Origin of the sequence: Sedimentitalea nanhaiensis DSM 24252 (assembly GCF_000473225.1) — a bacterium.
Taxonomy (GTDB): domain Bacteria; phylum Pseudomonadota; class Alphaproteobacteria; order Rhodobacterales; family Rhodobacteraceae; genus Sedimentitalea; species Sedimentitalea nanhaiensis.
This window is the reverse complement of record NZ_AXBG01000027.1, coordinates 1-26,302: the sequence shown is the minus strand read 5'-3', so window position 1 is coordinate 26,302 and position 26,302 is coordinate 1. Positions and strand designations below refer to the sequence as shown.

24 protein-coding genes are annotated in these 26,302 nt (G+C 62.9%); 14 read left to right on the top strand and 10 right to left on the bottom strand.

Translation table 11 applies throughout. The features are described 5' to 3' along the window. Positions 1-18: 18 nt before the first annotated feature. The 5 genes from rfbA to NANH_RS0100525 all read right to left on the bottom strand — a co-directional run bounded on the left by rfbA (position 19) and on the right by NANH_RS0100525 (position 4,730). Positions 19-891 (bottom strand): glucose-1-phosphate thymidylyltransferase RfbA, encoded by an 873-nt coding sequence (gene rfbA, locus NANH_RS0100545; protein ID WP_027260301.1) that lies wholly within the window; start codon positions 889-891, stop codon positions 19-21. 4 nt (positions 892-895) lie between these two features. Then, positions 896-1,741, bottom strand: a complete 846-nt coding sequence (gene rfbD / locus NANH_RS0100540; protein WP_027260300.1) for a dTDP-4-dehydrorhamnose reductase — start codon at positions 1,739-1,741, stop codon at positions 896-898. After that, a complete protein-coding gene (rfbB, locus tag NANH_RS0100535) occupies positions 1,738-2,775 on the bottom strand; it encodes a dTDP-glucose 4,6-dehydratase (protein ID WP_027260299.1) in 1,038 nt (345 codons plus the stop codon). The genes rfbD and rfbB overlap by 4 nt, the downstream gene beginning before the upstream one ends. Before the next feature lie 4 nt (positions 2,776-2,779). Further along, the gene (gene rfbC / locus NANH_RS0100530; RefSeq protein WP_027260298.1) at positions 2,780-3,334 is read right to left on the bottom strand and encodes a dTDP-4-dehydrorhamnose 3,5-epimerase; all 555 of its coding nucleotides are present in this window, start codon (positions 3,332-3,334) and stop codon (positions 2,780-2,782) included. Between the two features lie 358 nt (positions 3,335-3,692). Next, positions 3,693-4,730, bottom strand: a complete 1,038-nt coding sequence (locus tag NANH_RS0100525) for a replication initiator protein A (protein ID WP_051372167.1) — start codon at positions 4,728-4,730, stop codon at positions 3,693-3,695. A 386-nt stretch (positions 4,731-5,116) separates the two neighbouring features. On the opposite strand from NANH_RS0100525, the gene NANH_RS0100520 reads away from it, so the two are divergent. The 3 genes from NANH_RS0100520 (at position 5,117) to NANH_RS24965 (ending at position 8,984) form a co-directional block, all read left to right on the top strand. Further along, the gene (locus tag NANH_RS0100520) at positions 5,117-6,508 is read left to right on the top strand and encodes an AAA family ATPase (RefSeq protein ID WP_027260296.1); all 1,392 of its coding nucleotides are present in this window, start codon (positions 5,117-5,119) and stop codon (positions 6,506-6,508) included. Positions 6,509-6,521: 13 nt separating this feature from the next. Continuing rightward, on the top strand, positions 6,522-7,610 hold the full coding sequence (locus tag NANH_RS0100515; protein ID WP_027260295.1) for a ParB/RepB/Spo0J family partition protein: 1,089 nt from the start codon (positions 6,522-6,524) through the stop codon (positions 7,608-7,610). 324 nt (positions 7,611-7,934) lie between these two features. Beyond that, positions 7,935-8,984 (top strand): glycosyltransferase, encoded by a 1,050-nt coding sequence (locus NANH_RS24965; protein ID WP_074920752.1) that lies wholly within the window; start codon positions 7,935-7,937, stop codon positions 8,982-8,984. On the opposite strand, the gene NANH_RS0100500 is transcribed toward NANH_RS24965, so the two are convergent. Further along, entirely contained in the window at positions 8,914-9,765 is an 852-nt protein-coding gene (locus NANH_RS0100500; RefSeq protein ID WP_081710388.1) for an ABC transporter permease, read from the bottom strand. The two genes, NANH_RS24965 and NANH_RS0100500, sit on opposite strands and share 71 nt — an antisense overlap. Before the next feature lie 88 nt (positions 9,766-9,853). Here NANH_RS0100500 and NANH_RS24960 point away from each other — a divergent pair, with 88 nt between their 5' ends. The 6 genes from NANH_RS24960 (at position 9,854) to NANH_RS29030 (ending at position 16,741) form a co-directional block, all read left to right on the top strand. Beyond that, the gene (locus NANH_RS24960; RefSeq protein ID WP_074920750.1) at positions 9,854-11,185 is read left to right on the top strand and encodes a sugar transporter; all 1,332 of its coding nucleotides are present in this window, start codon (positions 9,854-9,856) and stop codon (positions 11,183-11,185) included. A gap of 101 nt (positions 11,186-11,286) precedes the next feature. Then, positions 11,287-11,940, top strand: coding sequence for an ABC transporter ATP-binding protein (locus tag NANH_RS0100490; RefSeq protein ID WP_027260293.1), 654 nt, complete (start codon positions 11,287-11,289; stop codon positions 11,938-11,940). Between the two features lie 204 nt (positions 11,941-12,144). Next, complete coding sequence (locus tag NANH_RS0100485) at positions 12,145-12,897, top strand: hypothetical protein (RefSeq protein ID WP_027260292.1); 753 nt, start codon at positions 12,145-12,147, stop codon at positions 12,895-12,897. Positions 12,898-12,965: 68 nt separating this feature from the next. Further along, positions 12,966-13,181: a hypothetical protein gene (locus tag NANH_RS0100480; protein WP_027260291.1), complete on the top strand. Its 216-nt coding sequence runs from the start codon at positions 12,966-12,968 to the stop codon at positions 13,179-13,181. A gap of 178 nt (positions 13,182-13,359) precedes the next feature. After that, a complete protein-coding gene (locus NANH_RS27295) occupies positions 13,360-15,981 on the top strand; it encodes a polysaccharide pyruvyl transferase family protein (RefSeq protein WP_074920748.1) in 2,622 nt (873 codons plus the stop codon). A 619-nt stretch (positions 15,982-16,600) separates the two neighbouring features. Then, positions 16,601-16,741 (top strand): hypothetical protein, encoded by a 141-nt coding sequence (locus tag NANH_RS29030; RefSeq protein WP_211237067.1) that lies wholly within the window; start codon positions 16,601-16,603, stop codon positions 16,739-16,741. A 306-nt stretch (positions 16,742-17,047) separates the two neighbouring features. Here the strand turns inward: NANH_RS29030 and fcl are convergent, their stop codons facing one another. Then, positions 17,048-18,010, bottom strand: a complete 963-nt coding sequence (gene fcl / locus NANH_RS0100470; RefSeq protein WP_027260290.1) for a GDP-L-fucose synthase — start codon at positions 18,008-18,010, stop codon at positions 17,048-17,050. A 139-nt stretch (positions 18,011-18,149) separates the two neighbouring features. Here fcl and NANH_RS0100465 point away from each other — a divergent pair, with 139 nt between their 5' ends. After that, complete coding sequence (locus NANH_RS0100465) at positions 18,150-18,674, top strand: hypothetical protein (protein WP_027260289.1); 525 nt, start codon at positions 18,150-18,152, stop codon at positions 18,672-18,674. Positions 18,675-18,711: 37 nt separating this feature from the next. Here NANH_RS0100465 and NANH_RS0100460 read toward each other — a convergent pair whose 3' ends face one another. Beyond that, positions 18,712-19,764 carry a hypothetical protein gene (locus tag NANH_RS0100460; RefSeq protein ID WP_027260288.1) on the bottom strand — a complete coding sequence of 351 codons (1,053 nt, stop codon included), beginning with the start codon at positions 19,762-19,764 and terminating at the stop codon, positions 18,712-18,714. Next, positions 19,764-20,855 (bottom strand): hypothetical protein, encoded by a 1,092-nt coding sequence (locus NANH_RS0100455; RefSeq protein WP_139236581.1) that lies wholly within the window; start codon positions 20,853-20,855, stop codon positions 19,764-19,766. Before NANH_RS0100455 ends, NANH_RS0100460 begins: the two co-directional genes overlap by 1 nt. Positions 20,856-21,186: 331 nt before the next feature. On the opposite strand from NANH_RS0100455, the gene NANH_RS0100450 reads away from it, so the two are divergent. From NANH_RS0100450 to NANH_RS0100435, 4 genes are read left to right on the top strand one after another with little or no spacing between them, the layout of a single operon-like run. Further along, the gene (locus tag NANH_RS0100450; protein WP_139236579.1) at positions 21,187-22,545 is read left to right on the top strand and encodes a hypothetical protein; all 1,359 of its coding nucleotides are present in this window, start codon (positions 21,187-21,189) and stop codon (positions 22,543-22,545) included. Beyond that, positions 22,535-23,485, top strand: a complete 951-nt coding sequence (locus NANH_RS24950; RefSeq protein WP_051372165.1) for a glycosyltransferase — start codon at positions 22,535-22,537, stop codon at positions 23,483-23,485. Before NANH_RS0100450 ends, NANH_RS24950 begins: the two co-directional genes overlap by 11 nt. Continuing rightward, positions 23,482-24,729 carry a glycosyltransferase gene (locus tag NANH_RS0100440; protein WP_027260285.1) on the top strand — a complete coding sequence of 416 codons (1,248 nt, stop codon included), beginning with the start codon at positions 23,482-23,484 and terminating at the stop codon, positions 24,727-24,729. The genes NANH_RS24950 and NANH_RS0100440 overlap by 4 nt, the downstream gene beginning before the upstream one ends. A 21-nt stretch (positions 24,730-24,750) precedes the next feature. After that, on the top strand, positions 24,751-25,440 hold the full coding sequence (locus NANH_RS0100435) for a hypothetical protein (RefSeq protein WP_027260284.1): 690 nt from the start codon (positions 24,751-24,753) through the stop codon (positions 25,438-25,440). A gap of 83 nt (positions 25,441-25,523) precedes the next feature. Here NANH_RS0100435 and NANH_RS24945 read toward each other — a convergent pair. Then, positions 25,524-26,302, bottom strand: a 779-nt coding sequence (locus NANH_RS24945; protein WP_036049070.1) for a sulfotransferase domain-containing protein, incomplete at its 5' end; no start/stop codon positions are given.

Below are 26,302 nucleotides of genomic sequence, written 5' to 3'. Positions count from 1 at the left end.
TTCCGCGCCCGCGGCGCCCTATTTCAACAGCCCGGCCAGATAGGCGCCATAGGAATTCTTGGCGAACATCGCCGCCCGCGCGGCCAGCTCGTCGCGGCTGATCCAGCCCTGCTGATAGGCGATCTCTTCGGGGCAGCCGGCCTGCAGCCCCTGACGTTCCTCCAGCGTGCGCACAAAATTGCCCGCGTCCAGCAGACTGCCATGGGTGCCGGTGTCCAGCCAGGCATAGCCGCGCCCCATGGTCTCGACCCGTAATGCGCCTTCGGCCAGATACAGGCCCAGCAGGCTGGTGATCTCCAGCTCGCCACGCGGCGACGGCACCACCTGCCGCGCCCGCACCGGGGCGGTGCCATCCAGGAAATACAGCCCGGTCACCGCATAGTTGGACGGCGGCACCTCCGGTTTCTCGATGATCTCGCGCACCGCACCACTGTCGTCAAACGCCACCACGCCATAGCGTTCCGGATCGGCCACGTGATAGCCGAACACCGTGCCGCCCGCATCCTGCGCATCGGCCCGCGCCATCAGATTGGGCAAGCCGTGGCCGAAAAAGATGTTGTCGCCCAGCACCATCGCCGACGGCGCCCCGTCCAGAAACTCTTCGGCCAGAATATAGGCCTGCGCCAGCCCGTCGGGGCTGGGCTGCACCACATAGCTCAGCGATACGCCCCATTGGCCGCCATCGCCCAGGGTGCGCTGGAACTGGTCGGCATCCTGCGGCGTGGTGATGATCAGGATCTCGCGAACCCCCGCCAGCATCAGCACCGACAGCGGGTAATAGATCATCGGCTTGTCATAGATCGGCAGCAGCTGCTTGGAAACGCCCATGGTGATCGGATACAGCCGCGTGCCGCTGCCCCCGGCCAGAATGATGCCCTTGCGTGTGCTCATGTGATCAACCTTCCTTCAACGCGTTCAAAATCTCACCCAGCCCGGCGCGCCAGTCGGGCCGCTCCATGCCAAAGGCGGCGGTGAACCCGCGGCAATCCAGCCGCGAATTGGCCGGGCGGGCCGCCGGGGTCGGATATTCGGCGCTGGGGATGTCGTGGATCCTGCAGTCCAACCCTGCCTGCGCCATGATCGCGCGGGCAAAACCGGCCCAGCTGACATCGGGGCTGCCGGCGAAATGATACACCCCGGCCCGCTCGGGTGCGGTTTCCAGCCCCTGAACCATCCGCAAACAGGCCGTTGCAATATCGCGCGCCGGGGTCGGGCCGCCGATCTGATCCGCCACCACGCGCAATTCATCCCGCTCGGCCCCCAGCCGCAGCATGGTGCGCACAAAATTGTTGCCATGGGCCGACACCACCCAGCTGGTGCGCAGCACCGCCCAGACCCCGCCCGCCGCGGCCACCGCCCGCTCCCCGGCCAGCTTGGACCGCCCATAGGCTCCCAGCGGGCCGGGCGCATCGCCGGGCCTCCACGGGGTTTCGCCCCCGCCATCAAACACGTAATCGGTCGAAAGGGTCACAAAGGGGATGCCCAGGGCGGCACATTCCGCCGCCATCGCGCCAGGGGCGTCGCCATTGATCGCGGTGGCCTCGGCTTCGTGTTCCTCGGCGGCATCAACCGCCGTATAGGCGGCGGCATTGATCACCGCGCGGGGTCGGCGCAGCCGGATCGCGGCGGCACAAGCGGAGGGATCCGACAGATCCGCCGCCGCCCGATCCAGGCAGGTCAACCCCGAATGCAACGCCAGTTCCCGCGCCACCTGCCCGGTTTTGCCGAAAACCAGGATCATCCGGTGCCAAGCCGCTGACCGACCCCATCGCGGGTCTGCAGCGCGCGCCACCAGGGTTCATTGTCCAGATACCACTGCACCGTCCGCTCCAGCCCCTGATCCAGCGTCACGCTGGGCCGCCAGCCCAGTTCGGTGGCGATGCGGGTCGGATCGATCGCATAGCGCGCATCGTGGCCGGGGCGGTCGGTGACAAATGCGATCTGATCGCCATAAGGCGTAGGTTTGGGGCGTTTTTCATCCAGCAGGGCGCAGATCTTGCGCACCAGATCGATGTTGCGGGCCTCGTTCTCGCCACCGATATTATAGCTGCGCCCCACCGCGCCCCGCTGCAAAACGGTCAGCAGCGCATCGGCGTGATCCTCGACATACAGCCAGTCGCGCACATTTTCCCCCGCGCCGTAAACCGGGATCGGCTGGCCCGCCAGCGCGTTCAGGATCACCACCGGCACCAGCTTTTCGGGAAAATGATAGGGGCCGTAATTATTGCTGCAATTGCTCAGCACCACCGGCAGCCCATAGGTCTCGTGCCAGGCCCGCACCAGATGATCGCTGGCCGCCTTGGACGCCGAATAGGGGCTGCGCGGATCGTAGGGCGTATCTTCGGTGAACTGGCCGGTCGCCCCCAGAGATCCAAACACCTCGTCGGTCGAGATATGGTGAAACCGGAACGCTTTGGGGCGGCCCGCCTGCAGCCAATGGGCGCGTGCGGCTTCCAGCATGTTGTAGGTGCCGGTGATATTGGTGTCGATGAAATCGCCCGGGCCGTCGATGGACCGGTCGACATGGCTTTCGGCGGCCAGATGCATCACCGCATCGGGCGCATGCTCGGCAAACACCGTATCCAGCACGGCGCGGTCGCGGATATCGGCCTGCACAAAGCTGTAACCCGGCAGATCCGCCACCGGGGCGACATTGTCCAGACAGGCGGCATAGGTCAGCGCATCCAGGTTCACCACCTGATGCCCCTGCCCCATCGCCAGACGCACCACCGCCGAGCCGATGAAACCGGCCCCGCCCGTTACAAGAAGCTTCATCGTCTCATCCTTCCCACACAAACGGGCTGTCGAAATCCGCCAGCGGCACCGCGCCGGCATCCTTGGGCGACAACAGCGGCGCAGCGCTCAAATCCCAATCGATGCCGCAACTGTCCCAATGCACCGCGCCGTCACACTCGGGCGCATAATAGTCACTGCATTTGTAAAGAATCTCTGTATTCGGCTCGCGGGTGACAAAACCATGCAGGAATCCGGCAGGCACCAGCATCTGCCGCCCGTTCGCCGCACTCAGATCGGCCCCCACCCAGTGCCCGTAAGTGGGGCTGCCCTTGCGGATATCCACCGCCACATCATAGAGCCGCCCCCGGCCACAGCGCACCAGCTTGGCCTGGGCATGGGGCGGGGCCTGAAAATGCAGCCCCCGCAGGGTGTTCACCGCACCCGACAGCGAATGGTTGTCCTGCACGAAATCCAGATCGATGCCACACTCGGCCAGCCGCCGCCGGTTCCAGCTCTCGGCGAAAAATCCGCGCGCATCGCCATGCCGCGCCGGGGTCAGGATCAGCACACCCGACAACGCCGTCTTCTCGATCTGCATCAACCCTGTACCCTTACTTCAATCCTGCGCCGGGTTTAGCAACGATGCCCACAGGCGTCACCCACTGTCTGCATCCGGGGCACGCATTTCCCCTCTGGTCAATCCGGGGGCGCTGCCCCCGCCGCGCTGGCGCGCGACTCCCCCGGAGTATTTTTTGCAAGAGGAAATAGGGGGACGCCTGCGTATCCCCCCGAAGAAGAATCTCATTCTTCCCCTTGCACGGCCATCGGCGCTCCCGCCTGTACCGCAGCCCCATCTTGCACCGGCAAGGTTAACGAATTCCCGCTTCCTCTTGCAAAAAATACTCCGGGGGTGAACGGAGGAAATCTGCGATTTTCGCCGGAGGGGGCAGCGCCCCCTACCCGCCCGCCCGCTTGCGGATCCAGCCGACAAAGGCGGCATCGGCGCTGCGCAGCCGCTGTGCCCCGGTGCGGGCCCAGACCCCGCGCCATTCGGCCTCGAGCGCATGCACATCCATGCCCGGCATCAGCGCGCGCGCCGCATCATGCGCCGCCGCGCTCACCACAGGCGGAGAGATCTCTACCATCTGCCCCTGCAGGCTGAAGCGGATCAGATCGCCGGGGGCCTCGCTCATATCGTAATCCGGCAGATGCCCGGCCTTGATCATGTCGCGCAGCATCGCCCGGAACACCCGGCGCGGGCTGGCGGAGCCGGATTTCTTGAGCAGCGTGTCCACCGAGACGGTCCAGACCTGTTGGCGGCCGCAATGCTTGCGCGCCAATTCATAGATCCGCCGCTCCAGCGGCTTGCGCAGCCGAAAATAATCCCGGCTCAGGGTCAGCACCGATTTGCTCAGAACGGCGCGAAACAGCCAGTCGCTCAGTGTCACGCTGACGCTGACCATGCGCCCGCCGCGGCTCTTGCGCACGATCTCCCAGCTCTCGATCAGACCGAACCCGGCGGTGGTCTCGATCTCGCCGGTAACGATATTGGTGGTGATCCGCGTGCCTGCCAGCCGCTCGAACGCATCGCGCAGCCGTCGGTATGCATCGCCACTGGTCTCGCGGTTGGTCGCCACCAGCAGATCGTGCGCCTTCAGCTGCAACGTGCGGCTGACCGCGCGCCCGGCATTAAGCGCCGCCATCAACTGGCTGATGCAGAAGATCAGGATGTCCTTGTCATGGATCGTCGCCAGCCCGCGCACGCTTGGAGTCACCGTGATACGGGTGCCGTTATGGGTATAGTCCAGGATGCGCCGGTCCGGCCGCGTTGCCAGCGAGAACAGCGGGTGCTCCATGCTGGCGATATCGTCCTTGGGGATCGCATCGAAAAAATCGCAGAGAAAGAAATCGCCCTGCCGGTGCCGATCCGGCAACAGCCCGTCCACACCCCTGCCTGGCCCTGCCAGAGCCCCCGTTTCGCCTGCACTGCCCATGGTCGGTATCCGACTCGTTTTATCGTGGTTTCGATGACACCCACCGTAGAGTTATCCACAGAAGGCGGCAACCGCTGCAAACGGGGGTTCGGAATCGCTTGAACGTGGCTTCAGAGTCGGTATTTCGGGGGTTCAGAGTCACTCAAACCCCACGAATCCCACTAAAATCGTTTTTCTACAAGAGTTTGCGGGGTCCCATAAAATGCCGTAACATTTAAATAACACGATTCTAACACCTAAAAAAAACCGCCAACCCCGGTTGATCCGCCCCGTGACACCCTGATCTCGTCCTATTGCTTAGAAAAATCCGATTTTGTGACGGTTTTTCTTCCATGTCAGACGTTTCATGGTACGCTTGCGAAAACACAGCACATCGAGCAGAATTCATGGCCAGGGACACGGCGGGGCTCCCGCCCTATTTCAACATCGATCCCGATGCGGCGCTGGCCGATCTGGACCCACCCTCTGACACCGGGGATTTTGCCCGCATCGCCAGTGCCTGTGCACAGGGCCGTGCCGATCTGGCCAGCCGGGGGCTGAACGAGACCGGCGGCAAACAGTTGCGCCTGTTCTCGACCTGGGAAATCACCCGTTACCTGATCCCGGTGGCACAGGCGCATTTCCGGCGTGTGCTGAAACAGCATCCCGAGCTGCCCCAGGGCCAGTCCGAAACCGAAGGCGGCGCCAAATGGTTTACCCTGGACGAGGTTCTGACCCTGCGCGGGTTCTTTGGGGCGCAGGGATCGAAAGCCAAGAATTATCTGCCCTATCGACCGCCGGGCCTGCCCGCGAAACTGGTGGCGGTGGCCAACTTCAAGGGCGGCGTGGGCAAAACCAGCACCGCGGCGCATCTGGCGATGTCCGCCGCGCTGGACGGCTATCGGGTGCTGGTGATCGATCTGGACAGCCAGGGCAGCATGACCTCGATTTTCGCCGGCCGGGTCGAGGACGAATGGCAGACGGCCTTCCCGCTGCTGGCGCGCCATTACGGCGAACATCTGCGGGCCGACAACCAGCGTCGCATGGACCGGGGCGAGGCGCCACAGCCGCTGGATGACAGCCTCAGCGCCGCGATGCAAATGACCGCTGGGGATGTGATTCAGAAAACCCACTGGCCCAATATCGACCTGATCGGGGCCCAGCTGAACCTGTACTGGGCCGAATTCCAGATTCCGGTCTGGCGGATGGCGGCGCGCGGCTGGAAGCTGTGGGATGCGCTGACCGACCGGCTTGAGGCCGACGGGGTGCTGGCCGATTACGATCTGGTGTTCATCGACACCCCGCCCGCGCTTGGCTATCTGACCATCAACGGGCTGGCGGCGGCGGATATCCTGCTGGTGCCGCTGGGGGCGTCGTTCCTGGAATTCGACAGCACGGGCCGGTTCTTCGACATGCTGCATTCCACCTTTCAGTCGATCGAAGACAGCGAGAACATCGCCGCCCGCGCCCTGGGCCGTCCCGAGATGGCGTTTGAATGGGATGCGGTGCGCGCCGTGATCACCCGTTATGACGCCGCCCAGCAGGGCGAGCTGTCGTCGCTGATGCAGGCCTATCTGGGCCAGACCCTGTCGCCGCACCGCCAGGATTTCACCGCCCTGATCGGTCAGGCCGGCGAGCAGGTGTCAGGCATCTACGAAGCGGATTACCGCGATTTCAACCGCGAGACCTATGCCCGGGGCCGCGAGACATTCGATGCCACCTATGCCGCCTTCAAACGGCTGCTTCTGGGCATCTGGCGGCGTCAGGAGCGCGCCGGTGCGGGCGCGACGCTGCCGTGAACAGGGGGACAGAATGGCCAAACGCAAACGACTGACTCCGGCGCAGCCGGGATATCTGCAATCTAACCCCCCGGCCCCGTCGCGGGGGCCGCTGGGGGCCCCGCCGATTGCCCAGGTCGCGGGCGACGCCAGCGCCAGCGCGGCCCTGGCCGAACTGTCCGACACCCTGGGCCGGGCGCGCGCCGAAGGCCGGATGATCGAGACGCTGGCCCTGGACAGCATCGACGAGACCCATCTGGTGCGCGACCGCATGGGGTTTGACCCCGACGAGATGGCGGCGCTGCTGGCTTCGCTTGAGGCGCGCGGCCAGCAGACCCCGATCGAGGTGGTCGCCCTGCCCGAACCCAAGAACGGCAAGACCCACGGGCTGATTTCCGGCTGGCGACGGCTGACCGCGCTGCGCCGTCTGCAGGCGCGCACCGGCGAGGCCCGGTTTGCCACGGTGCAGGCCCGCGTCATCACCCCGGCGGATGTTCAGGGCGCCTATGTCGCCATGGTCGAGGAAAACGAGATCCGCGCCGCGCTCAGCCTGTATGAAAAGGGCCGCATCGCGTTGCAGGCGGTGCATCGCGGCATCTATCCCACCCCGCGCGCCGCCCTGCGCGGGTTGTTCGGCTCGGTCAGCCGCTCGCGGCGCTCCAAGATCGGCAGCTTTCTGACCCTGGTCGAACCGCTGGACAGGCTGTTGAACCATCCGGCGCAGATCCCGGAAAAGCTGGGTCTGGGTCTGGCCCGGGCGCTGGAAGACCACCGTTTCGCCACCGCGCTGCGGCTGCGGCTGCGCGACGATGTCGACCGGGATGCCGAGACCGAGCTGCAGATCCTCTGGGAGGCATTGCACAGCTGGACAGGGCCGCAGCAGGGATCTGCCGAAGATGCGCCGCCGCCTGACGCCCCACCCGTCCCGTCCCCGACCGTCCCGGCCCCGCCCTCGATGCAGCCCCGGATTACCGGGCCGGATCCCGAGTCGGTGGCCCGGCGGTTAATGCAGAACCGTGTGGCGGCCCGGTTCGATGCCGAGGCCGGGCGTATCGAGCTGACCGGCGGCGGTGTCGATGCCGATCTGTTCGCCGCCTTGCAGATTTGGCTGAAAACCCGCTGATCCGGCACGTATTCCAAAAATGGATTGTTTCGCGCGCGAAACAAATCTCTGTAAGTTCTTGAAAATAAACAATGCGATTGGATGGATATCGCCGATATTTGCCGATCCGGGGGGCATCGGTCTCCCGTTCAAAGGTAACGCATTCAAAAACCGGATTGTTTCGCGTGCGAAACAAATTCCTGTAACCTATTGAAAACAAACAATGCGATGGAGATCAACCTGCGGCTGTCATGGGTCGTGATTTGACACGGCAGTGGATTTGTGGATTAGCCGCGGACAACGCAGGCGAGTGGGCAGGCGAGCGGGCAGGCAAGAGGGTAAAACGTGGCTGCACAGCAGGATCGGGAACGGCAGCGGCTGGTGGCGGTGGTGGTGACCCACAACCGCCTGGACAAGCTGCGCGCGACCGTCCGGCGGCTGCTGAACGAACCCGCCGCCGATCTGACCGCGGTGCTGGTGGTGGACAATGCCAGCACCGACGGCACAGGCGACTGGCTGGCGGCGCAGGGCGACGGGCGCCTGCATGTGCTGACCCAGGACAGCAACCTGGGCGGGGCCGGCGGGTTCGAGGCCGGGATGCGTCAGGCCAGCGCCCGGTTCGACCCGGACTGGATGGTGGTGATGGATGACGATGCCCGCCCCCTGCCCGGTGCGCTGGCGGCCTTTCACGCTCTGCCCGATCGCGGCTGGGAGGCGGTGGCGGCGGCGGTCTATTTTCCCGATGGCGAGATCTGCGAGATGAACCGCCCGTCGCGTAATCCGTTCTGGCACGGGCGCGAGTTCCGCCGCACCCTGCTGGGCGGCGGGCGCGGCGGCTTTCACGTCACCCCGGCGGATTACGACGGTCCCGGCATGGCGGTGGACGTGGCCAGCTTTGTCGGCCTGTTCGTGTCGCGCGCCGCAATCGCGCGCATCGGCTATCCCGACGGGCGGCTGTTCGTCTATGGCGATGACGGGCTGTTTACCCTGGCGCTGCGCAAGGCCGGCGGGCGCATCGGGTTCGAACCCAGCCTGCGGTTTGAGCATGACTGTTCCACCTTTCAGGGCCAGCGCGGCCGCTTCCGCCCGCTGTGGAAAGTGTATTACTATCACCGCAACCTGCTGTTGCTGTACCGGCTGGCGGCGGGCCGGATGTTCTGGCCTGTGATGATGGTGGTGCTGCCGAAATGGCTGTCCAAGGTGCGCCATCACGGCGGCGACCGGGTGGTGTTCCTGCGCTTGCTGGGGCAGGCGGTGCGCGACGGGCTGGCCGGGCGCACCGGGGGCGATCACGCGGCTGTCCTGGCGCTGGCCGGGGTGCCGCCTAACGGTTCAGGATCTCGCGGTGATAGCGCCCCAGCAGCAAAAGCCCCATCGCCAGAAGCCCCAGGCTGACGCCCAGCACATAGGCCACGTTGACATAGGGCGCGTCGTAGGTGGGATAGAACCCGGTGCGCATCAGCCCGACGATATGGATCAGCGGGTTGTACCACAGCAGATTCTGGGCCAGCGGCGGCAGGCTGCCATACAGAAAGAAGATCCCCGAGGCCAGAAACAGCGGTCGGGTCAGGATCGACCAGATCATTTCCCAGATCGGATAAAGTCCGCTGATCGCGCAGTTGATCACCCCGACGCCCAGCCCCAGCCCCATGGCCAGGACCATCGCCAGCACCATCGGCGGCAGGTCCAGCTGGGTGCGGTGCTCGATCATCGCCAGGATACCGGTCAGCAGGATCACCGCGACCAACACGCCGGTCAGGCTGTTCAGCAGGAACCGGGCCAGCACCGCGTCCAGCCAGGTGACGGCGGGGTATCGCAGCAGCGGCTTGGAGAACCGGATCGAGGCCCCGATCATGGCCGACAGCGTCTGATACAGACTGAACGGCAGATAGCCGGTGGCGTAAAACAGCAGAAAACTGGTGCCCAGGGCCGGGCTGCGCATGACCAGCGAAAAGCCGATACTGAGAAACAGGATCGCCGCCAGCGGTTCGAGGACACCCCAGACATAGCCGCCGGGCGTGCGGCCATAGCGGGTCGACATCTCGCGCAGGATCAGCGCCAGGATTACCCGCAGCGATGCAAACCGCCGGGGTGGTGCCGGCGAAAGGGCGGGCCTTGGTTCGGACCCCGTCTCGGGTGACAGGGCCGTGTCAGGAGCGGATGGATGAAGTGACATGAAAACCGGTCTGATACTGGCGTTTGCAGTCCTGACTATGTAAGAAATCCGAAAGAGTTTCAAACGGCTTTGCGCCGGGACGGGCGGCATGAACCAGAAAACCGGGGCTCCGAAATCGAGTCCAAAATCAGGACACGCACCGGCACGGACGCCGGGGCCGGGGGCAAAACCGGGGCCCGCAGGTAAACTGGGCCGCATTCCCGGGCCGCGGGCCGCTCCCAAGCCCAAGCCCAAGCCCAAGCCGAAGCCCAAGCCGAGCCCGAAACCGGCTGTGGTGCAGGTTCAGCCGATCGCCGGCCCGGCCCGGATGCACCGGCGGCACTGGGGTCTGCTGAGCAGCTTTGTGCTGCTGGTGCTGCTGCCGCTGGCGGCGGTGATCCTGTATCTCGCGACCTTTGCCAATGATCAGTATGCCTCGACCGCCGGGTTCACCGTGCGCAGCCAGGAAAGCGGCGGCGCGACCGAACTGTTGGGCGGGCTGACGCAGTTCGCCGGCGGCAACACCGCGTCCGACAGCGATATCCTGTACGCCTTCATCCAGAGCCAGGAAATGGTCGCGGTGCTGGATCAGCGGCTGGATCTGGCGGACCATTACGCACAGCCCTGGCCCGGCGACTGGGCCTTTGCGCTGTGGCCGGATGCGACGCTCGAGGATCTGGTCTGGTACTGGCAGCGGGTGCTCGGGGTTTCCTATGATTCCGGCACCGGGCTGATCGAGGTGCAGGCGCTGGCCTTTGACCCCGAGATGGCCCGCGCCATCACCCGCGAGATCGTGCGCGAAAGCCAGGACCGGATCAATGCGCTGAACACCCAGGCGCGCGAGGATGCCATGGGCTATGCCCGTGCCGATCTGGATCAGGCGGTGGTGCGGCTCAAGGAGGCGCGCGAGGCGCTGACCCGGTTCCGCACCCGCACCAAGATCGTCGATCCCGAGGCCGACATCCAGGGCCGCATGGGGGTGATGAACAATCTGCAGCAACAGCTGGCCGAAGCGCTGATCGAATTCGACCTGCTGCGTGGCACCACCAGTGAAACCGATCCGCGGCTGACCAAGGCGCAGCAGCGCATCGACGTGATCCGCGACCGCATCGGGATCGAGCGGGCGACCTTTACCAGCGACAACACCGACACCGGTGCCGTGGGCGAGGATTACCCGACGCTGATCGCGGAATTCGAAAGCCTGTCGGTGGATCGCGAATATGCCGAACAGACCTATCGCGCCGCGCTGACGGCGCTGGAGGTGGCGCGCGACGATGCGGCCCGGCAAAGCCGGTATCTGGCGACCTATATCAAGCCGACCCTGGCCACCGAGGCCCAATACCCCCGCCGCGTGGTGCTGACGGCGCTGGCGGCGCTGTTCCTGGTGCTGCTCTGGTCGATCCTGGCGCTGGTGTTCTATTCCATTCGGGACCGCAGTTAGGGCCATGGGGCAGGGGGCGCAACGATCTGCCGATGGCCTTTCGGGATATTCGCGTTGCGAATACCCTGTCGGCACGCGGCGTTCGCCAGAGGTGAACGCCGGTGATTAGGTTCGAGAACCTGACAAAAAGCTTTCGCATCAAGGGCGAGCGCAGGGTGGTGATCGACAATCTGAACCTGACCCTGCCCACGGGGCGGTCGCTGGCGCTGCTGGGGCGTAACGGGGCGGGCAAGTCGACCCTGTTGCAGATCATCGCCGGCACCATGCGCGCGGACAGCGGGCGCATCGTCAGCGATGGCACGATTTCATGGCCGGTGGGATTTGGCGGCTCGTTCCACGGCGAGTTGACCGGCGCGCAGAACGTGCGTTTCATCGCCCGGATCTATGGTGTGGACACCCAGGAACTGATGGCCTTTGTCGAGGATTTTGCCGAGCTGGGAAAATCCTTTTACATGCCGGTGCGCAGCTATTCGTCAGGCATGCGCTCGCGGCTGACCTTTGGCGCCTCGATGGGGATCCATTTCGACACCTATCTGGTGGACGAGGTCACCGCCGTCGGCGACGCGGCGTTCAAACGCAAGAGCCGCGCGGTCTTTGCCGACCGGATGCAATATTGCAGCGCCATCATGGTCAGCCACAGCATGAGCGAGCTGCGCGCATTCTGCGACTCCGGCATCGTGCTGGAAAACGGCCAGATGCAGTATTTCGACGATCTGGACGAGGCCATCGCGATGCATCAGGCGATCATGGGCTAACGGGTCTGATCGGAACCGTTGTACAGGCCGTTCACGTGAAAAGCTGATCCGTGAACTGGATGATCTTGCTGCCCTCGGGGGAGTGTCAAGAAGGGCTGCCTGAAATGGACTGAGCAGCCGTGACCTTTGTGTGGCAAGCCCACTACGACTTGCCCTTATTGGGCATCTGTGCCACGTACTCGCACCGAAGAGACGGAGGCACAGATGTATGACTACGGTCGTTTAGTCTTTCTTGACAATCAGAAAACAGGAAGCACTTATGTCTCGCTGTTTCTGAAGAGCTGCTGTGCGCTGGAGCATATAAAATCCGCTAAACATCGCCCGATCACGGCCAGTTACCGTGACGATGCAGTGTATTTTTCAACGGTCCGCAAACCTGTTAGTCTATACATCAGCCTCTTTCAGTATGGACGGGATAAGCGGGGAAGCACGTATACATCCCTCAGAAAGAGAGGGCTGCTTGATCTATATGAAAGCTTTCCGCGCTGGTTGGAATTTGTTCTGGATGAGGCGAATGCACCGATTTTTCAAGAGCAGTATGGCCGGTTTGCGCATCTAGGGATCGGCATAATGTCGTACCGTGCCATGCGTATCACACTGCAATACCCCACTAAAACGCTACTCGGGGCGAAATCCCATGACGACCTCATTGATATCTGGTCCCGGCACAACATTGCGCATCACATCTTTCGCCAAGAGGAACTGAACGTGGGCCTCTACCAGTTTGCCACGGAAACTGTCCCCGAATTCTTTCACCAGGATGCGGTAAGATCATTCCTTGATAGCCCAGAACGGGTCAATGTGTCCAAGGCCAGAAAAGATGCGGCGGTCCCTGGCGAATTGATGCAGCGCATCTTAGAAAAGGAGCAGTTCCTGACCGAGAAATTTTACCCTGACCGGCAAGGTCAGCCTTCTGGTCCGCCCCTATCCTTGGTCTCAGAGAGAAGTGCCCTTTAGTGGTTGTCTTCCCCGAAATTTCCCTCACTTTGATGTAGAATTTGCTCAACCTTTGAAGGAGTGAACAGATGCGAAAGCGTCGTTTTGTGGAGATGGAAATCGGCGGGCTGATTAAGGCCGGGCTTCCGACTGCGAAGGTGTGGCGCGTCTGCGAGCTTGTTCGCGCCGATTTCGGAACTGTCTGGCGCGACTGTCCGTCTGACAATCCTGATGTCTGCCAAGAGGTGAAGGCGATTATCAGCACGCGCCACCTGTTCAGGCGAACGCCGGATTGGCATGCCTAAGGAACTTGGACGGATGATCGGAAGGCCCAAAGTCAGGAAGTTTAACCATGACCCGGGCCGGAGAAGCCGGTCGGCACGGTAGATTGCCCCTGCACCTTACGAGAATAACAACTCAGCGACATCAGCCAAACGGAGCCTGTCGATAACCGAAGTCACCATACAGGTAAGGATACCGAATATGACTGCTCAGAGGAAAAACAAATACGACGTTGGTATTTTGGGATGGTGGTATGGAAAAAACTACGGCTCCATCCTGACCTATTATGGGCTCAACAGGGCCATAGAAAATCTTGGCTATAGCGTTCTGATGGTGCATGAACCCTTGGGCTACAACGGCTATCGCGTTGCATGGCCCGATGACATCCTGTCGATGAAATTCGCCAAGCGCGTTGGTTACAACTTTACCAAGCAGGAACATTATTCCAAGACGCCACTTCTGAACGAGCAGGCCGAGACGTTTGTCGTCGGAAGTGACCAACTGTGGAACCCTCTTATCGGGCGCGTGAACGACGATCTGTTCCTCGATTTTGTCAGCCCTGAAAACAGACGGGTCGCCTATGGCACGTCCTTCGGCAACAGAGGCATCGGAAAGTTCAAACCGGAATTCATCGAAAAACACACCGAAAACCTGAAGAAATTTGACGCTATTTCCGTTCGCGAAGGCTATGCGGTGAATACCGCCAAGGATGTATTCGACGTCAAAGCAACATTGGTGGTGGACCCGGTCTTCCTGTTGCCAAGGACAGATTATGAGGCGCTTGCCGAACAGGCGACGACCAAGGTTTCAGGGGATTATCTTGCGGTATTTTTCCTTGACCCATCACCCGAAAAGAAAACTGTTGCCTTGGCGACAGCGGACAAGCTGGGGCTGAAGAAAATCGTCATCATCCCGAACCCCGATGGCGATCGAGATCTGGTCTCGCAGCTCTACAACGATGATCGGTTCGAGATCCTGGCCGAAGATTCACCCGAGAACTTTCTCCATGCCTACAAACAGGCTCGCTATGTTATCACCGACAGCTTCCACGGTTCTATCTTTGCAGCGATCTTCAAAAAACCGTTCTCATCCATCTACAACACCAAGCGCGGCGTGGACCGGTTCAAGAATCTGATGAACTCGCTGGGCTTTGGCGACAGCCGCCGCGTATACGAGACCGACAGCGTCGAAAATATCCACGAAAACCAAAATGTTTCGTTCGACATCGATTTCACGAAGGCGAATAAGTATATTGAAACCGAACGCAAGAAATCGCTGCATTGGTTGAAAGCTGCGCTGTCGGGGCAGTCTGCGCAATCAGGACCGCTCGGCTTCCTTGGTGGTATCAAGGAAAAGCGCCAGTCTTGGGGGTTATCAAAAGACAGGATCCACGAAGACGACAGCGACCTTGTGGATCGGCCCAAATTTAGCGCCAACAATGCGGCTTGGCGCATCACCTCGAAAAAGAACGCCACCGAACTTACGGTTGCGCCAAGTGACGCGATCCGAGGAAATTTGGTCTGGTGCGATCTTCCCTTTCCGCTTCTGAAGCAGGCGGCCTACAGGATGAAGATTAAATGGACGGTGCGTACTACGGGGAACGCGATCAATCTGCACATCAGGAACGAGGAAACCGGGAAGTTCCGTGTCATCGGAACCGTCGCGATCAAGGGGCGTAAAAATGTATCGCGCACCGATACGGTTGAATTCATCGTCCCAGAGGAAGGTTTTACCCAATTCATGTTGGGTGCCGTTCACTTTACAGGTGAGCACGCCGGTGCTGAGGTTGAAAGGATTGCGGTACAGGAGATTCCGGTTGCCGCCATAAAGCCCGTAAAAAAGGCTCCGGGCCACGCTGAAGTAGCTCTGGATTTGGCCCTGAAGGACAACGAACGCTTCGTCAAGGCACATGCCCAAAGCACCGTATCACGCGACATCATTGGCGCCCGCGCGCGGCTGATGTTTCACGCCCATGCCATTGAAAAGGGCCTCAGCCGCTCCGACTTCCGAGCGGGGTTTGGCAAAATCGCAGTTCCGGGTTTGGCCAAGGAGATGAACGGCTGGATCGCGATGGGGCGCGGGGTGGAGGACCCGTTTTTCAGGGCCGCTGCATCGGTAATGCGGGTCTACTTCGAGCGTCACAAAAGCCTGAACGTCGACGTGTCCGAGTTCTGGAGACTTTTCAATGCCTCAGCCCAGAGCCTGATCACAAAGGCCGATGACACGGATGGAGGCGTTCTGGCTGCGGGCTCAGTGCGTGAAGCGAAGGTCGAAACCAACCAGGATCGGAATTTCCTGGATGTGGTCTATGGCAGGCGAAGCGTTCGCGAGTTCACCTCCGCCCCGGTCCACAATGAGGATATCCGGCGCGCTGTGCAGATTGCCATGCAGGCACCTTCGGTTTGCAATAGGCAGGGAGCCCGCGTGCATCTGTTCGAGGATGCCTCTCGCATCAAGGCCGCGCTTGATTTGCAAGGCGGTTTCAGCGGCTACAAGATGCCTCCAAAACTGCTTCTGGTCACCTGTGATCTGTCGGCATTCCTATTCGCGGCTGAACGCAATCAGCCCTTCATCGACGGCGGTCTCTTCATGATGACGTTGCTGCTGGGCCTCGAACAGTTAGGTCTGGGATCCTGCAGCCTCAATACCGCGATGAATGCGGAGCGTGAACAGACGATCCGCAGGATTTTGGGTATTCCTGAAAACGAGATATTCATCGCCTTCGTCGCCGTGGGTCATGTCGATCCGACAGTCCTGACACCGCAATCGAAACGCATTCCCGTGGATGAGGTGTTGGTCCAGCATACCGAGACTAAAGCTTGACTTCAGCGTCCGCAGCATCGGTTTTCTGCCGCTTGAGATAGGGGTTCACATACTGAGGCTGCGTAAGTTCTACAATTGAACTCCGTTAAAAACGGGGGGGATTACCCTTTGAGCGTCCGGATCACCCTCTCGGCCATCCCGTTCTGCTGGGGGCAGTGCGGCGTGATGAACTCCTGCTTCAGGCCATAGCTGCAGTCGATACATCTGCCGCCATGCGATCAGAATACAGACTGATGCATCATGCACCTGCCGCCGAAAAAAGACACGTGGTCTTACCATCCCCAGAGCGGAGATGCCAAATATCGGAGCGATGGGGGGGTGGGTAACTGATCCTGTTTTACCCTTTCAAGAATACACAAGCCTGCGAATGGACGTCCCCTTCGGTCTGCGGTCTGCGGTCTGCGATAGGGAGAAATGTGCTCCCGGAGCACATATTAGATAGAGGAAGGTAATAATGCAGGATAGGCGAAGCGCCAGCATTGTAGCACAAAATTGACTATGACTCAGAAATCAGACCTCATCCAATCCCGTGTTTGCCCGCCAGCAAGACCCGCTTTGAAGCGGTTGCGGTGGAGCACGGCCTGTCGTCTTCCTAGTTTCTGCGCAGGTGATCGAAACAGTGTCGGGTGATGCGGACGTACCGGAGCAAAGGCCAACCAAAGCCCGCCGCGCAGGCAAGGTGACGGTGCGGCTTGGTCAGGAGGCCCGGCGTGAGTTGGAACGTGAGGCGCGCGGGCAGGGTGTTGCGGTCTCGACCTGAACCGGGGAGTCTTTACCGGAGACAGCTACGCACCAACAAAGGGCGAGCTGCAGGCGCTGCGTCGGGATGTTCAGGGCAGACCTCGCGAAATATGCCGGCGGCCAGTTCAAGTTCCAGACAGGTGCGGGGGAGCGTGATGAGTGATTTGAAAACTGAGTTGGGCTTTCAGGATTGCCGCTCAAATATGGGCTGTGTTATATCGGTCAGCGCCCAAACCGCACCGGCCTGACAATTGCACATCCCGTTTGCAGAAGCCACCGCAGGCCTTCGTTTCGCGCCGCCACCTCGCCCATTATGGGTCTGGCGTCATTTCGCCCGCAGGCGATCCGCACCTTGGTTCAGAAACCATTGATAGGTCTCGCCGATCCCCTGCTCCAGCCCAACCGTCGCGCTCCAGCCCAGCCGCGCCAGGCGCGACACATCCATCAGCTTGCGGGGTGCACCGTCGGGTTTTGACGCATCGAACACCAGCCGACCGGTAAACCCGGTCACCCGCGCCACGGTTTGTGCCAGTTCGCGGATGGTCACGTCGGTGCCGCTGCCCACATTGATATGACTCAGCATCGGCCGGGTCTCGCGCGCGTAGGTTTCGCCATCCAGATCCATCACGAACAGCGAGGCCGCGGCCATGTCATCCACATGCAGGAATTCGCGCATCGGCTTGCCCGAGCCCCAGATCGCGACCTCGTCGGCCCCTTCCTGCACCGCCTTGTGAAACCGCAGGATCAGCGCGGGCAGAACATGCGAATTCTCGGGGTGGAAATTATCGCCCGGCCCATAAAGGTTTGTCGGCATCACGCTGCGGTAATCGGTGCCGTACTGCCGGTTATAGCTTTCACACAGCTTGATCCCGGCGATCTTGGCAATCGCATAGGGTTCGTTGGTGGGTTCGAGCGGACCGGTCAGCAGCACGTCTTCGGCCATCGGTTGATCGGCCAGCTTGGGATAGATGCAGGAACTGCCCAGTTGCAGCAACCGCGTGACCCCGGCGGCCCAGGCCTGATGGATCACATTGCATTCGATCATCAGGTTTTCATAGATGAACTGCGCCGGATAGGTATTGTTGGCCACGATGCCGCCGACCTTTGCGGCGGCCAGGATCACCCGGTCGGGGCGCTCGGCGGCCATGAAATCGCGCACCGCCGCCTGATCGGTCAGGTCCAGCTCGGCGCTGGTGCGGGTCAGCAGGGTGACATCCTTGCGATGCGCCAGCTGGCGGCAGATTGCCCCCCCGACCATACCGCGATGTCCGGCAACGTATATCTTCATGGCCCGCGCTCTTTTTTTTCGTGCATTGCACGTCCTGCCTACACCGGAAACAGGGGGCTGTACAACGCGCCCCGGCGCGGCCCGCCCGCCAAGATAAAAACGCCTTGGCGAGCACAGGGCGCTTCGCTAGAAGTCAGCCATGAGCATCGAGCAGACCCAGGCCTTTCAGGCCGAAAACGACCGGCTGGCCGACCTGGCCAACCGCGAAGCCATCGAACGCGCCGCGCCCCACCAGGATCTGGTGCCTCAGGTCTGGCTGTCCAGCCAGCCCGATGCCGGTGCCGAACTGTCTTTTGCCCCGGCCGAGACCGGGTTCGCGCTGCGCATGGACACAGCGGGCCGTTCGCCCTGGGTTTCGCTGTCCTGGGCCATCGACTTTGAAACCCTGCGCGACGGGCGTTATGTCGGGGTGATTGCCCAGGTGGTCTCGGACGGGTTCTTTGCCATCCGCCCTTGCCTGCGCCTGCTGCGCGCGGCGGAGTTTCACGATAGTTTTGCCGCCCAGCACATGGCCTCGTCCGGCGGTGCGCATCTGTTGCAGAGCCATATCCCGATCCCGCCGGACGCGATGGGCGACAGCCACGGGGCTGAAATCCACCTGTTCTTTTCGGGCGACGCCTTTTCGGTCCGGTTCGACCGGCTGGAAACGGTGCTGATGCGCTAGGGCCTGCCGGCTGTCGCCTGAAGACCGCGCGCCGCGCTTACGGCACCGGGTGCTTTTTCGGCGTTTCCAGCATCTTGCGCCGCCACTGACGCCACAGCTCTGCGGTCAGGCCCGCCATCTGGTCCAGTTCCTGCGGGCTGAGTCCCGTATCCCCGGTCGCGGCGCCGGCCACGGGTTTGAACAGCTGCGCGCGCTGGGGAAAGAAGGTTTTGCGCACCCATTCGTTGGACTCGGCAAAGGCCGCCTCATAGGCCGCGATCGTCTGTGCCCGGGGCAAAAAGGATTTACCGGCGCGGAAATGCTCTTCGAAAAAGGGCAGGATACCACCGCGCATCGGATTGACCCGGCCATCCGGCAGAAACACCGGCACTTCGCCGTTGAACCGGCGCAGCAGTTCGATCCCCACCCGGTTCAGCGATTCATTGGCCCGGGGCGGGCGCTTGTACTCGAGCTGAGGCAACCCGGCGGCGGCGATGAAATCGCTCAGCAGATCGCCCTGCACGAAATCGTCCTTCTGAAACAGCCGCAGCTCCAGCTCGGCCGACGGCATGTTGGCCTGCCAGCGCCGGATCGTCTCTTGATGATTGACGATATTGTTCCAATAGGGATGGCCGGGTTCGGGCACATCCGCCAACACGCCCCCCGACTTGATCGCGGTCGAATACAGCGAAACCGCCGTGGCCAGAGGTTCGCGGATATACAGGATGATCCGGATCCGCGAAAATCGCTGGCTCAGGTAATCGAACAGGGCGCGGATGCCTTCGGGTGCGGTCAGCCGGCTTTGCAGATGTTCCGAGCACACCACCACATGCTCAGCCCCGCGGGCCTGGATCTCGGCCTCGAACTCGTCCTGCCAGCTGCGTTTGGCGGCAATGCGCGCGTCGCGATCCTGCAGGCCCTCGTGACGAAAGAAATCGTCCACCACCCCGTGGTTCAGAAAGATCGCGGACAAACGGCGGTGATGAACCCGGCCCAGCGACAACGGAACCCAGACCCCCTGTGCGTGCAGCAGGTCGCGGTTGATGTCGAGAAACCTCTGGATCGTGGTGGTGCCGGATTTCTCGGTTCCGATATGAAGTGTTATCTGCATCACGAGTCCACCCCAGGCTGGGTTTGCGCCGGATCACAGGGGGCAGGGCGATCCAGCAGATAGGCCAGCAGGCCCCGGCGGACCGGCGGCGACAGCCGCGGCAGGGCCGCCGCCAGATCGTCGACAAAGACCGCACCGAACGGCGCGGGTCCGGCGGTGTCCCCGGAACGGTAGGAAATCCCGAATTCCTGCTCAAGAAACCGCATGTCCCCGGCCACCGCCTCCCAGAGCCCCGCCTGTTCGGATGCCGTCAGCAACCCGCCCTTGCTGCCCCGGATCGCGAACAGGATGTCCTGGTCCGCCGCGCTCAGATCGAATCCGGCGGACCAGCTGCCGCGCTGGTCGGGCGGCCGTTTCGGCATATGGGGCGAAGACAGGAATTCGGCGATCTCGTCGGCGATGCTGTCATTGGCCCGCTGCGGCGCGATCCCCTCGGGGGCAATCCCGTTAGCGGTCAGAAAATTGCCGATCAGCCCGCCGGGCGTGGCGCAGGCGGTCTCGAAACTGCGCAATTCGACCGCCGCCGCGCCAAACACCCCGGCCCAGGCGGCGTGGATCCTTTGGTACCATCCCACCGAATTCCTCAGGACAAAGCGCTTATACTCCTCAAGCAAGGTATTGTTTTTCTTGATGTTCTGCTGGATGGCGCTCGACGCATAGCTGACCGGGTTGCGGGTATAGAGCAGCACCCTGAAATCCACCTGCCCCCCCGCCGGGGCCAGCATCGTCGCAAACCGGTCCCGGACCTGCGCCACCTCGTCAGGTTTGAGGGTACAGGCGTTCTCGCCGGACAGCACGATGCGGTCTCCGGCGAATCCGTCCACCTCCTGCGCCAGCCGGTCCAGCATCTGCTGCCCCTGCGCCTGGATCAGCGCCCGGTCAAATCCGTGCTGAACATTATGGCGTTTCTTTTCCGGCCGCTTGGAAAAGACATTCAGAAAGAACCCCGACAGGTTGGACGGCAGGGATTCGGGCACCAGCACCCCGCGCTCCAGCAACCGCGCACGATTGTGCCGCAGGGTGTTCTGGATACTGCTGGTGCCGGTCTTGTGCCGCCCGATATGCAGCACGACGGTCCGGGGGTGTGGCATCCTGTCTTCGGGCATCCTGCGCCTTTCGTCTTGCCGTCGCGGCCCGGATGGGGCCGTGCGGAACCTGCTGCTTCTCTGATCCTGGCGCTCTGTTTAGAGCGCATCCCCGGACGACACAATCGACCCATTGGCTCCCCATAGGCAAACCGCACCGAACCGGAAACGGCCCATGGGATCGAACAGGCAATCCCGGACAAATCGCCCGGCCTCTCTTTCTTTCCGGGCGGACAGGCCGTAAATGCTGGCTGACTCATCTTTTAAGGGTGGGATACACAGGATCGATCCGCCGTTACGGGCGGACGGACAGGCGCGGTCGGAAGGGCGGACAGGCATGGCGCGGACAACGCAGGAGCTGACAGTGGTCACCTCACTGAACCCGTTTTCCCGCGCGCCCCTGCAACTGCGCTGTTTTCAGGCCTGGAAGGCCCTCGGGGTGCGCAGCCTCAGCGCCAATACCGACGCCGAAGCCGACCTGCTGCTGGACATGGGCCTTGAGGCCACCGACATCCTGCGGCTGCCCCCCGAACAGACCGGTCAGGCGATCCACGGCAAGCCGGTGCCCCGGGTTGCGCCGCTGCTGCAGGCCCTGCCGGGTACGGGACCGGACAGCGGCCCGGTGGCGGTGGTCAATTCCGATCTCTACCCGGCCATGCGCAGCGCCGACGGGCTGTCGTACTGGCTGGATCATATGCCCGCCGTGGCCCTGACCCGCGAGGATTGCGCCAGCCCCGAGATCTATGGATTTGCCGACCAAAGCCCCTATCGCGGCGGGCTGGACGCCTTTGTGCTGTCGCCCCCCGCGCTGGCGCGCGTGCAGGCGCTGATCGACCGCTGCGCCAGTGCCGGGCGCATGTGTTTCGGCATTCCCGGCTGGGATTACGTGATGGCGGCCCTGATCCTGTCGCCGCAGGTCGGCGGTGGCCTGGGCGACAGCGGGATGCTGCTGCATGAAAGCCACCCGACCACCTATGGCGACATGGGCGAATTCGCCCATTACCTGCCGGACATGCACCGCCTGGCCGGGATTGCGGACCCCGACCCGACCGCCGCCGCCGCCGCGTTCAAATCCGTGATCGACCGGGAGTGCGAGCGCAATGCCGCCCACAGCCGCCGGGTGCGCACGATGATGTTCACGCCGCCCCCCGCCCGCCTGCCCGACGCCGAAGCCCAGGCGCTGACCAACCGGCTGATCCGGCTCAGCCCGACACTGGCCTGGGCCTGCCCGCCCGCCTCGATCGCCCTGCTGGCGGCGCGGGACCGGGCCGAGGGCGGCTGTGATCTGACCCGTGCGCGCGCCCTGCTTGAGATCAACCCGGATCCCTACCAGCGCTTTGCCCAACGCCTGCTGGCCATCCTGTACTGCCTGGACCTGCAAGCGATGATGCCCGATCGCCCGGCCCTGACCCAGACCTATCCGCCCGGCAATCTGCACAACGCGACGATCCGCTATCTGCAGGAGCTGCACCCGAAAAACCCCCGGGCGCTAAAGCTCGAAATCGCCCTGATCTTCGGGGCCGAACTGGTCGAGCACGGCATTTTCAACCCGCGAATCTACAATTATCTGGTGCAGGGCTGCGAGACCGACGAGGAGCGCCGGCTGCTGGCCGAAATCCTGATCCATGCCCAGGCCCGCCTGCAGTCTGCGGGTCCAGCCCAACCCCACGTCGAAAGGTCCAGCGATGCTGCCTGATCCGATCCGCGCCGAATCCGCCCTCCCCTGGGAGGCCGATCTGACCGTCCAGAGCGCCGAGCCGGGCCTGCCCGGCGTTTCGGTGGTGATTCCGATCTACAATTCCGCCGCCTTCCTGGAAAAAACCCTGCGCAGCCTGCTGTGCCAGGATCTGAGCGGGGTCGAGCTGATCCTGGTGGACGGCGCCAGCACCGACGCCACGCCGCAAATCGTCGATCATTACCGCGACATGTTCGCGACCGTGGTGATGGAGCCGGACAAGGGCCAGTCCGACGCGATCAACAAGGGGTTCGAGCGGGCCGGCCAGCCGATCCTGTACTGGCTCAATGGCGACGACATCATCCTGCCCAACACATTGGTGGCGGTGCGCCGCATGTTCCGCGACCATCCGGGCACCGAGGTGGTGGTGGGCGATGCCTACATGACCGAGCTGGATTTCACCCCGATCAACCATTTCCGCTTTGGCCCCGAAAAACTGACCTTCGATCATCTGCTGGACTATGCCCGCCACCACCTGATCCAGCCCAGCGTATTCTTTTCGCGCACGGCCTGGCAGGCGGCCGGGCCGGTGCGGCTGGATCATCACTATGCGATGGATGCCGACCTGTTCCTGGGCATGGCGGCGCGGTTCCCCTTTCGGCACCTGCCGCTGGACATCGCCTATTCGGTCTATCATCCGGGCTGCAAGACCCGCGAAAAACGCGCGGAATCGATCACCGAACTGGCGCTGGTCCAGGCCCGCCACGGCGGCTTTGATCAGGCCCGCAAGACGCTGGACATCCTGGTCGGGCTGTTCAACCGGGCCGAAGAGGCGGCCACGCCGCAGGCTGGCCCCACCCCCAACGAGACGGTCCTGCACGGACAGCTGCAAGCCCTGCGCGCCTCGGTGGAAAAGAACAAGGCGATGCTGCTGGATCTGGATCAGAAGGCGGTCGGATGATCACCCATCCCTCTGCGGCCCCCGACCTCTCTGCGGCCCCCGCCCCCATCCGCATCGCCGTGCTGTCCAGCGCCGATGGCGGTGGTGGCGGTCTGGCCGCGCATCGCATGGCCACGGCCCTGAACACGCAACCGGGGGTGCAGGCCGATTTCCTCTCCCGCCGCGAGCTGGGCGGCATCCTGCCACCCGAAGTCGCACCGCCGCGCTCGATGAGCAACCGGCAGATGACCAACACCCATTTCACCGTGGAATACCCCGGTTATCGCCGCGACTGGCTGATCGATCTGCTGGCCGGATATGACATCGTCAACGTGCACTGGGCCTCGTTCCTGCTCGGCCTTGCGGAACTGGATGCGCTGGCACGGCGCGGCACGCCCATGCTGTTCATGCTGCACGATTTCCACTACATGACCGGCGGGTGCCATTATCCGGCAGAGTGCAACAAGCTGGTCCTGGGCTGCCACGGGTGCCCGCAGGTCGACAGCGCGCGGTGCGACAGCCGGTTCATCCCCATCAACCTGCGTGTCAAACGCGGCATCTTCGCGCGGCCCAACGTGCATCTCGCCGCCCCCAGCCGTTACCTGCGCGATCGGGCGGTCGCCAGCGGCCTGATCCCCGAGGCCCGCGCCCATGTGCTGCGCAACCCCTATGAACCGCTCCCGGATCCGGCACCGCACCCTGCGGACGGGCAGGTCCGGATCCTGCTGATCGCGGATTCCCTGGTCGAGCGGCGCAAGGCCCTGCCGCTGGCATTGGACAGCCTGGATCTGCTGCAACGGCGCATCGACGCCGGTGCAACCCCGCAACGGATGCGTATCGACGTGGTCGGCACCGCAGATCAGGCACTGCAGGATCGGCTGGAAACCGGCGGGCTGGACTATGTGCTGCACGGCCGCATCACCGATCACGCCAGGCTGGTGCAGATCTTTGCCGAAAACGATATCCTGCTCAGCTGTTCGTATGAGGACAACTGGCCCAACATCCTGGTCGAGGCCTGTTCCTATGGCTGCGTGCCGGTGGTCGGCCCCGGCCACGGCTGTCAGGAATTCGTCACCACCTATGGCATCGGTGCCGTGGCGCCGCGCTATGAGGCCACAGCCTTTGCCGACACCCTGCTGGCGACCGCCACCCGGCACGACAGGACCGACCCCGACGCCCGGGCCCGCATCCGCGCCGACCACCGCAACGAACATGTGGCGCACCACTTCCTGCAGATCGCCGCCGCGATCGCTCCCGGACCATGACCAGAAAAGGACCGCACCCCCATGCAGACCCTCGATGAAATCCGCGCCGACCTGTTGCAAGTCCACGAGCAGAAACTGGTCTGCGGTCCGGACTACGACCTGGCGATCGAGGGCTATCCGCGCAGCGCCAACACCTATTGCGTGGGCATGATCAATGTCCTGTGCGAGGTCGCCGGACAAAAACGGCCCGCCATCGGCCATCACACCCATTCGGTTCTGAACCTGCGCCTGGCAGCGGGATACGGCATTCCGATGCTGGTGCTGATCCGCGATCCCGCCGATGCGATCCTGTCCTACAAGATCTGGGAAAACGTCCCGACCGAAGTCTGCCTGCAGCGCCATATCGCCTTTCACACCGAATTGCTGGATCTCAAAGCCCCCTATCTGCTGGCCCGGTTCGACGAGGTGGTGGGCGATTTCAACACCGTCGTCACCCGGCTCAACACGGTTCTGAAAACCCCGCTGCCCCGGTCCCGGGATCTGGCCGCCGATACGGCCGAGGTACAGGCCAGAATCAAAGCCCGGTCTGAAGCAAAGCGCCACGGAACGGATATCAACCTGCGCGTCGCCAGCCCCACGCCAGAGCGTGAGAAACTCAAGGCCGCCCTGCGCTCCGAGATCACCCGGGCGCTGGCCGACAATCCCGAACCGGTGCGCCTGTACCGCGAGGTGCTGGCCCGGGCCGCGGCTGGCGTTGCGGCTGTACCGTGATCACAAGGCACGCGCGCGCATGGCGAAAAACCGTCAGCCGTGGTCAGGATCAGGACGCACCGCCTGTCTTGTGATTTTCCCGATCAGATCCCATAACCCAGCCGGCCCATCGGCGCGGCCAGTTTTGCGTTCAGCACCGCAATCGTCTGTGGTGTCAGCTTGCGGGCATGATCGCCCGGCGCGACCTGGCGCTTGTGTTTGCTGACGTCTTCGCGGGCCACGGAAAAGTCGATCTTGTGGCCCAGCCGGTCGCGCAGGCTGTCGGTCACCGGTTGATCCAGAAAGGCGGCGATCCGGTTCAGCCAGGCCGGGGTGTCGGTCACCATCTCTTCGTATTTCAGCACCAGCGCCTCTGGGTGATCGGCCAGGATATCGGCCAGGATCGTCATCCGGTTGACATAGTTCTGCGCCCGGTCGCAGGCAAATTCGTCAATGCTCATCATCTTCAACTCGTCCCGCCGCGCCATGAACTCCTTCAGCTTTTCCGGGTCTGCCGGCGGACGGTGGCTCTTGGTGTACGAAAAATAGGCCGAGGTGATGCAATCGCGCGGATCGCGCAGCTGCACGACGATCCGCAGCGCGGGGATGATCTTCATGTCGCGCACGTAGGGCCCGCGCGCCATGCCGAAATAGGCCCCGCCGCGATGCATCCCGGATTGCGCCCGCAGGAACACCTCGCGTTCAGGCAACGGCGAGGCGAGCACCCCCTGCGAGATATCGTCGATCTCGATGCCCTTTTCGCAACAGAAATCCGTCAGGATCTTGTTGGTGATGGAACTGCCGGCCTTGTGCATCGACAGCGCCAGCAGGCTCTTGGCTGCGGTCATCCCGTTCTCCGTTTCTGCGCGGGCCGCCCCCGCGC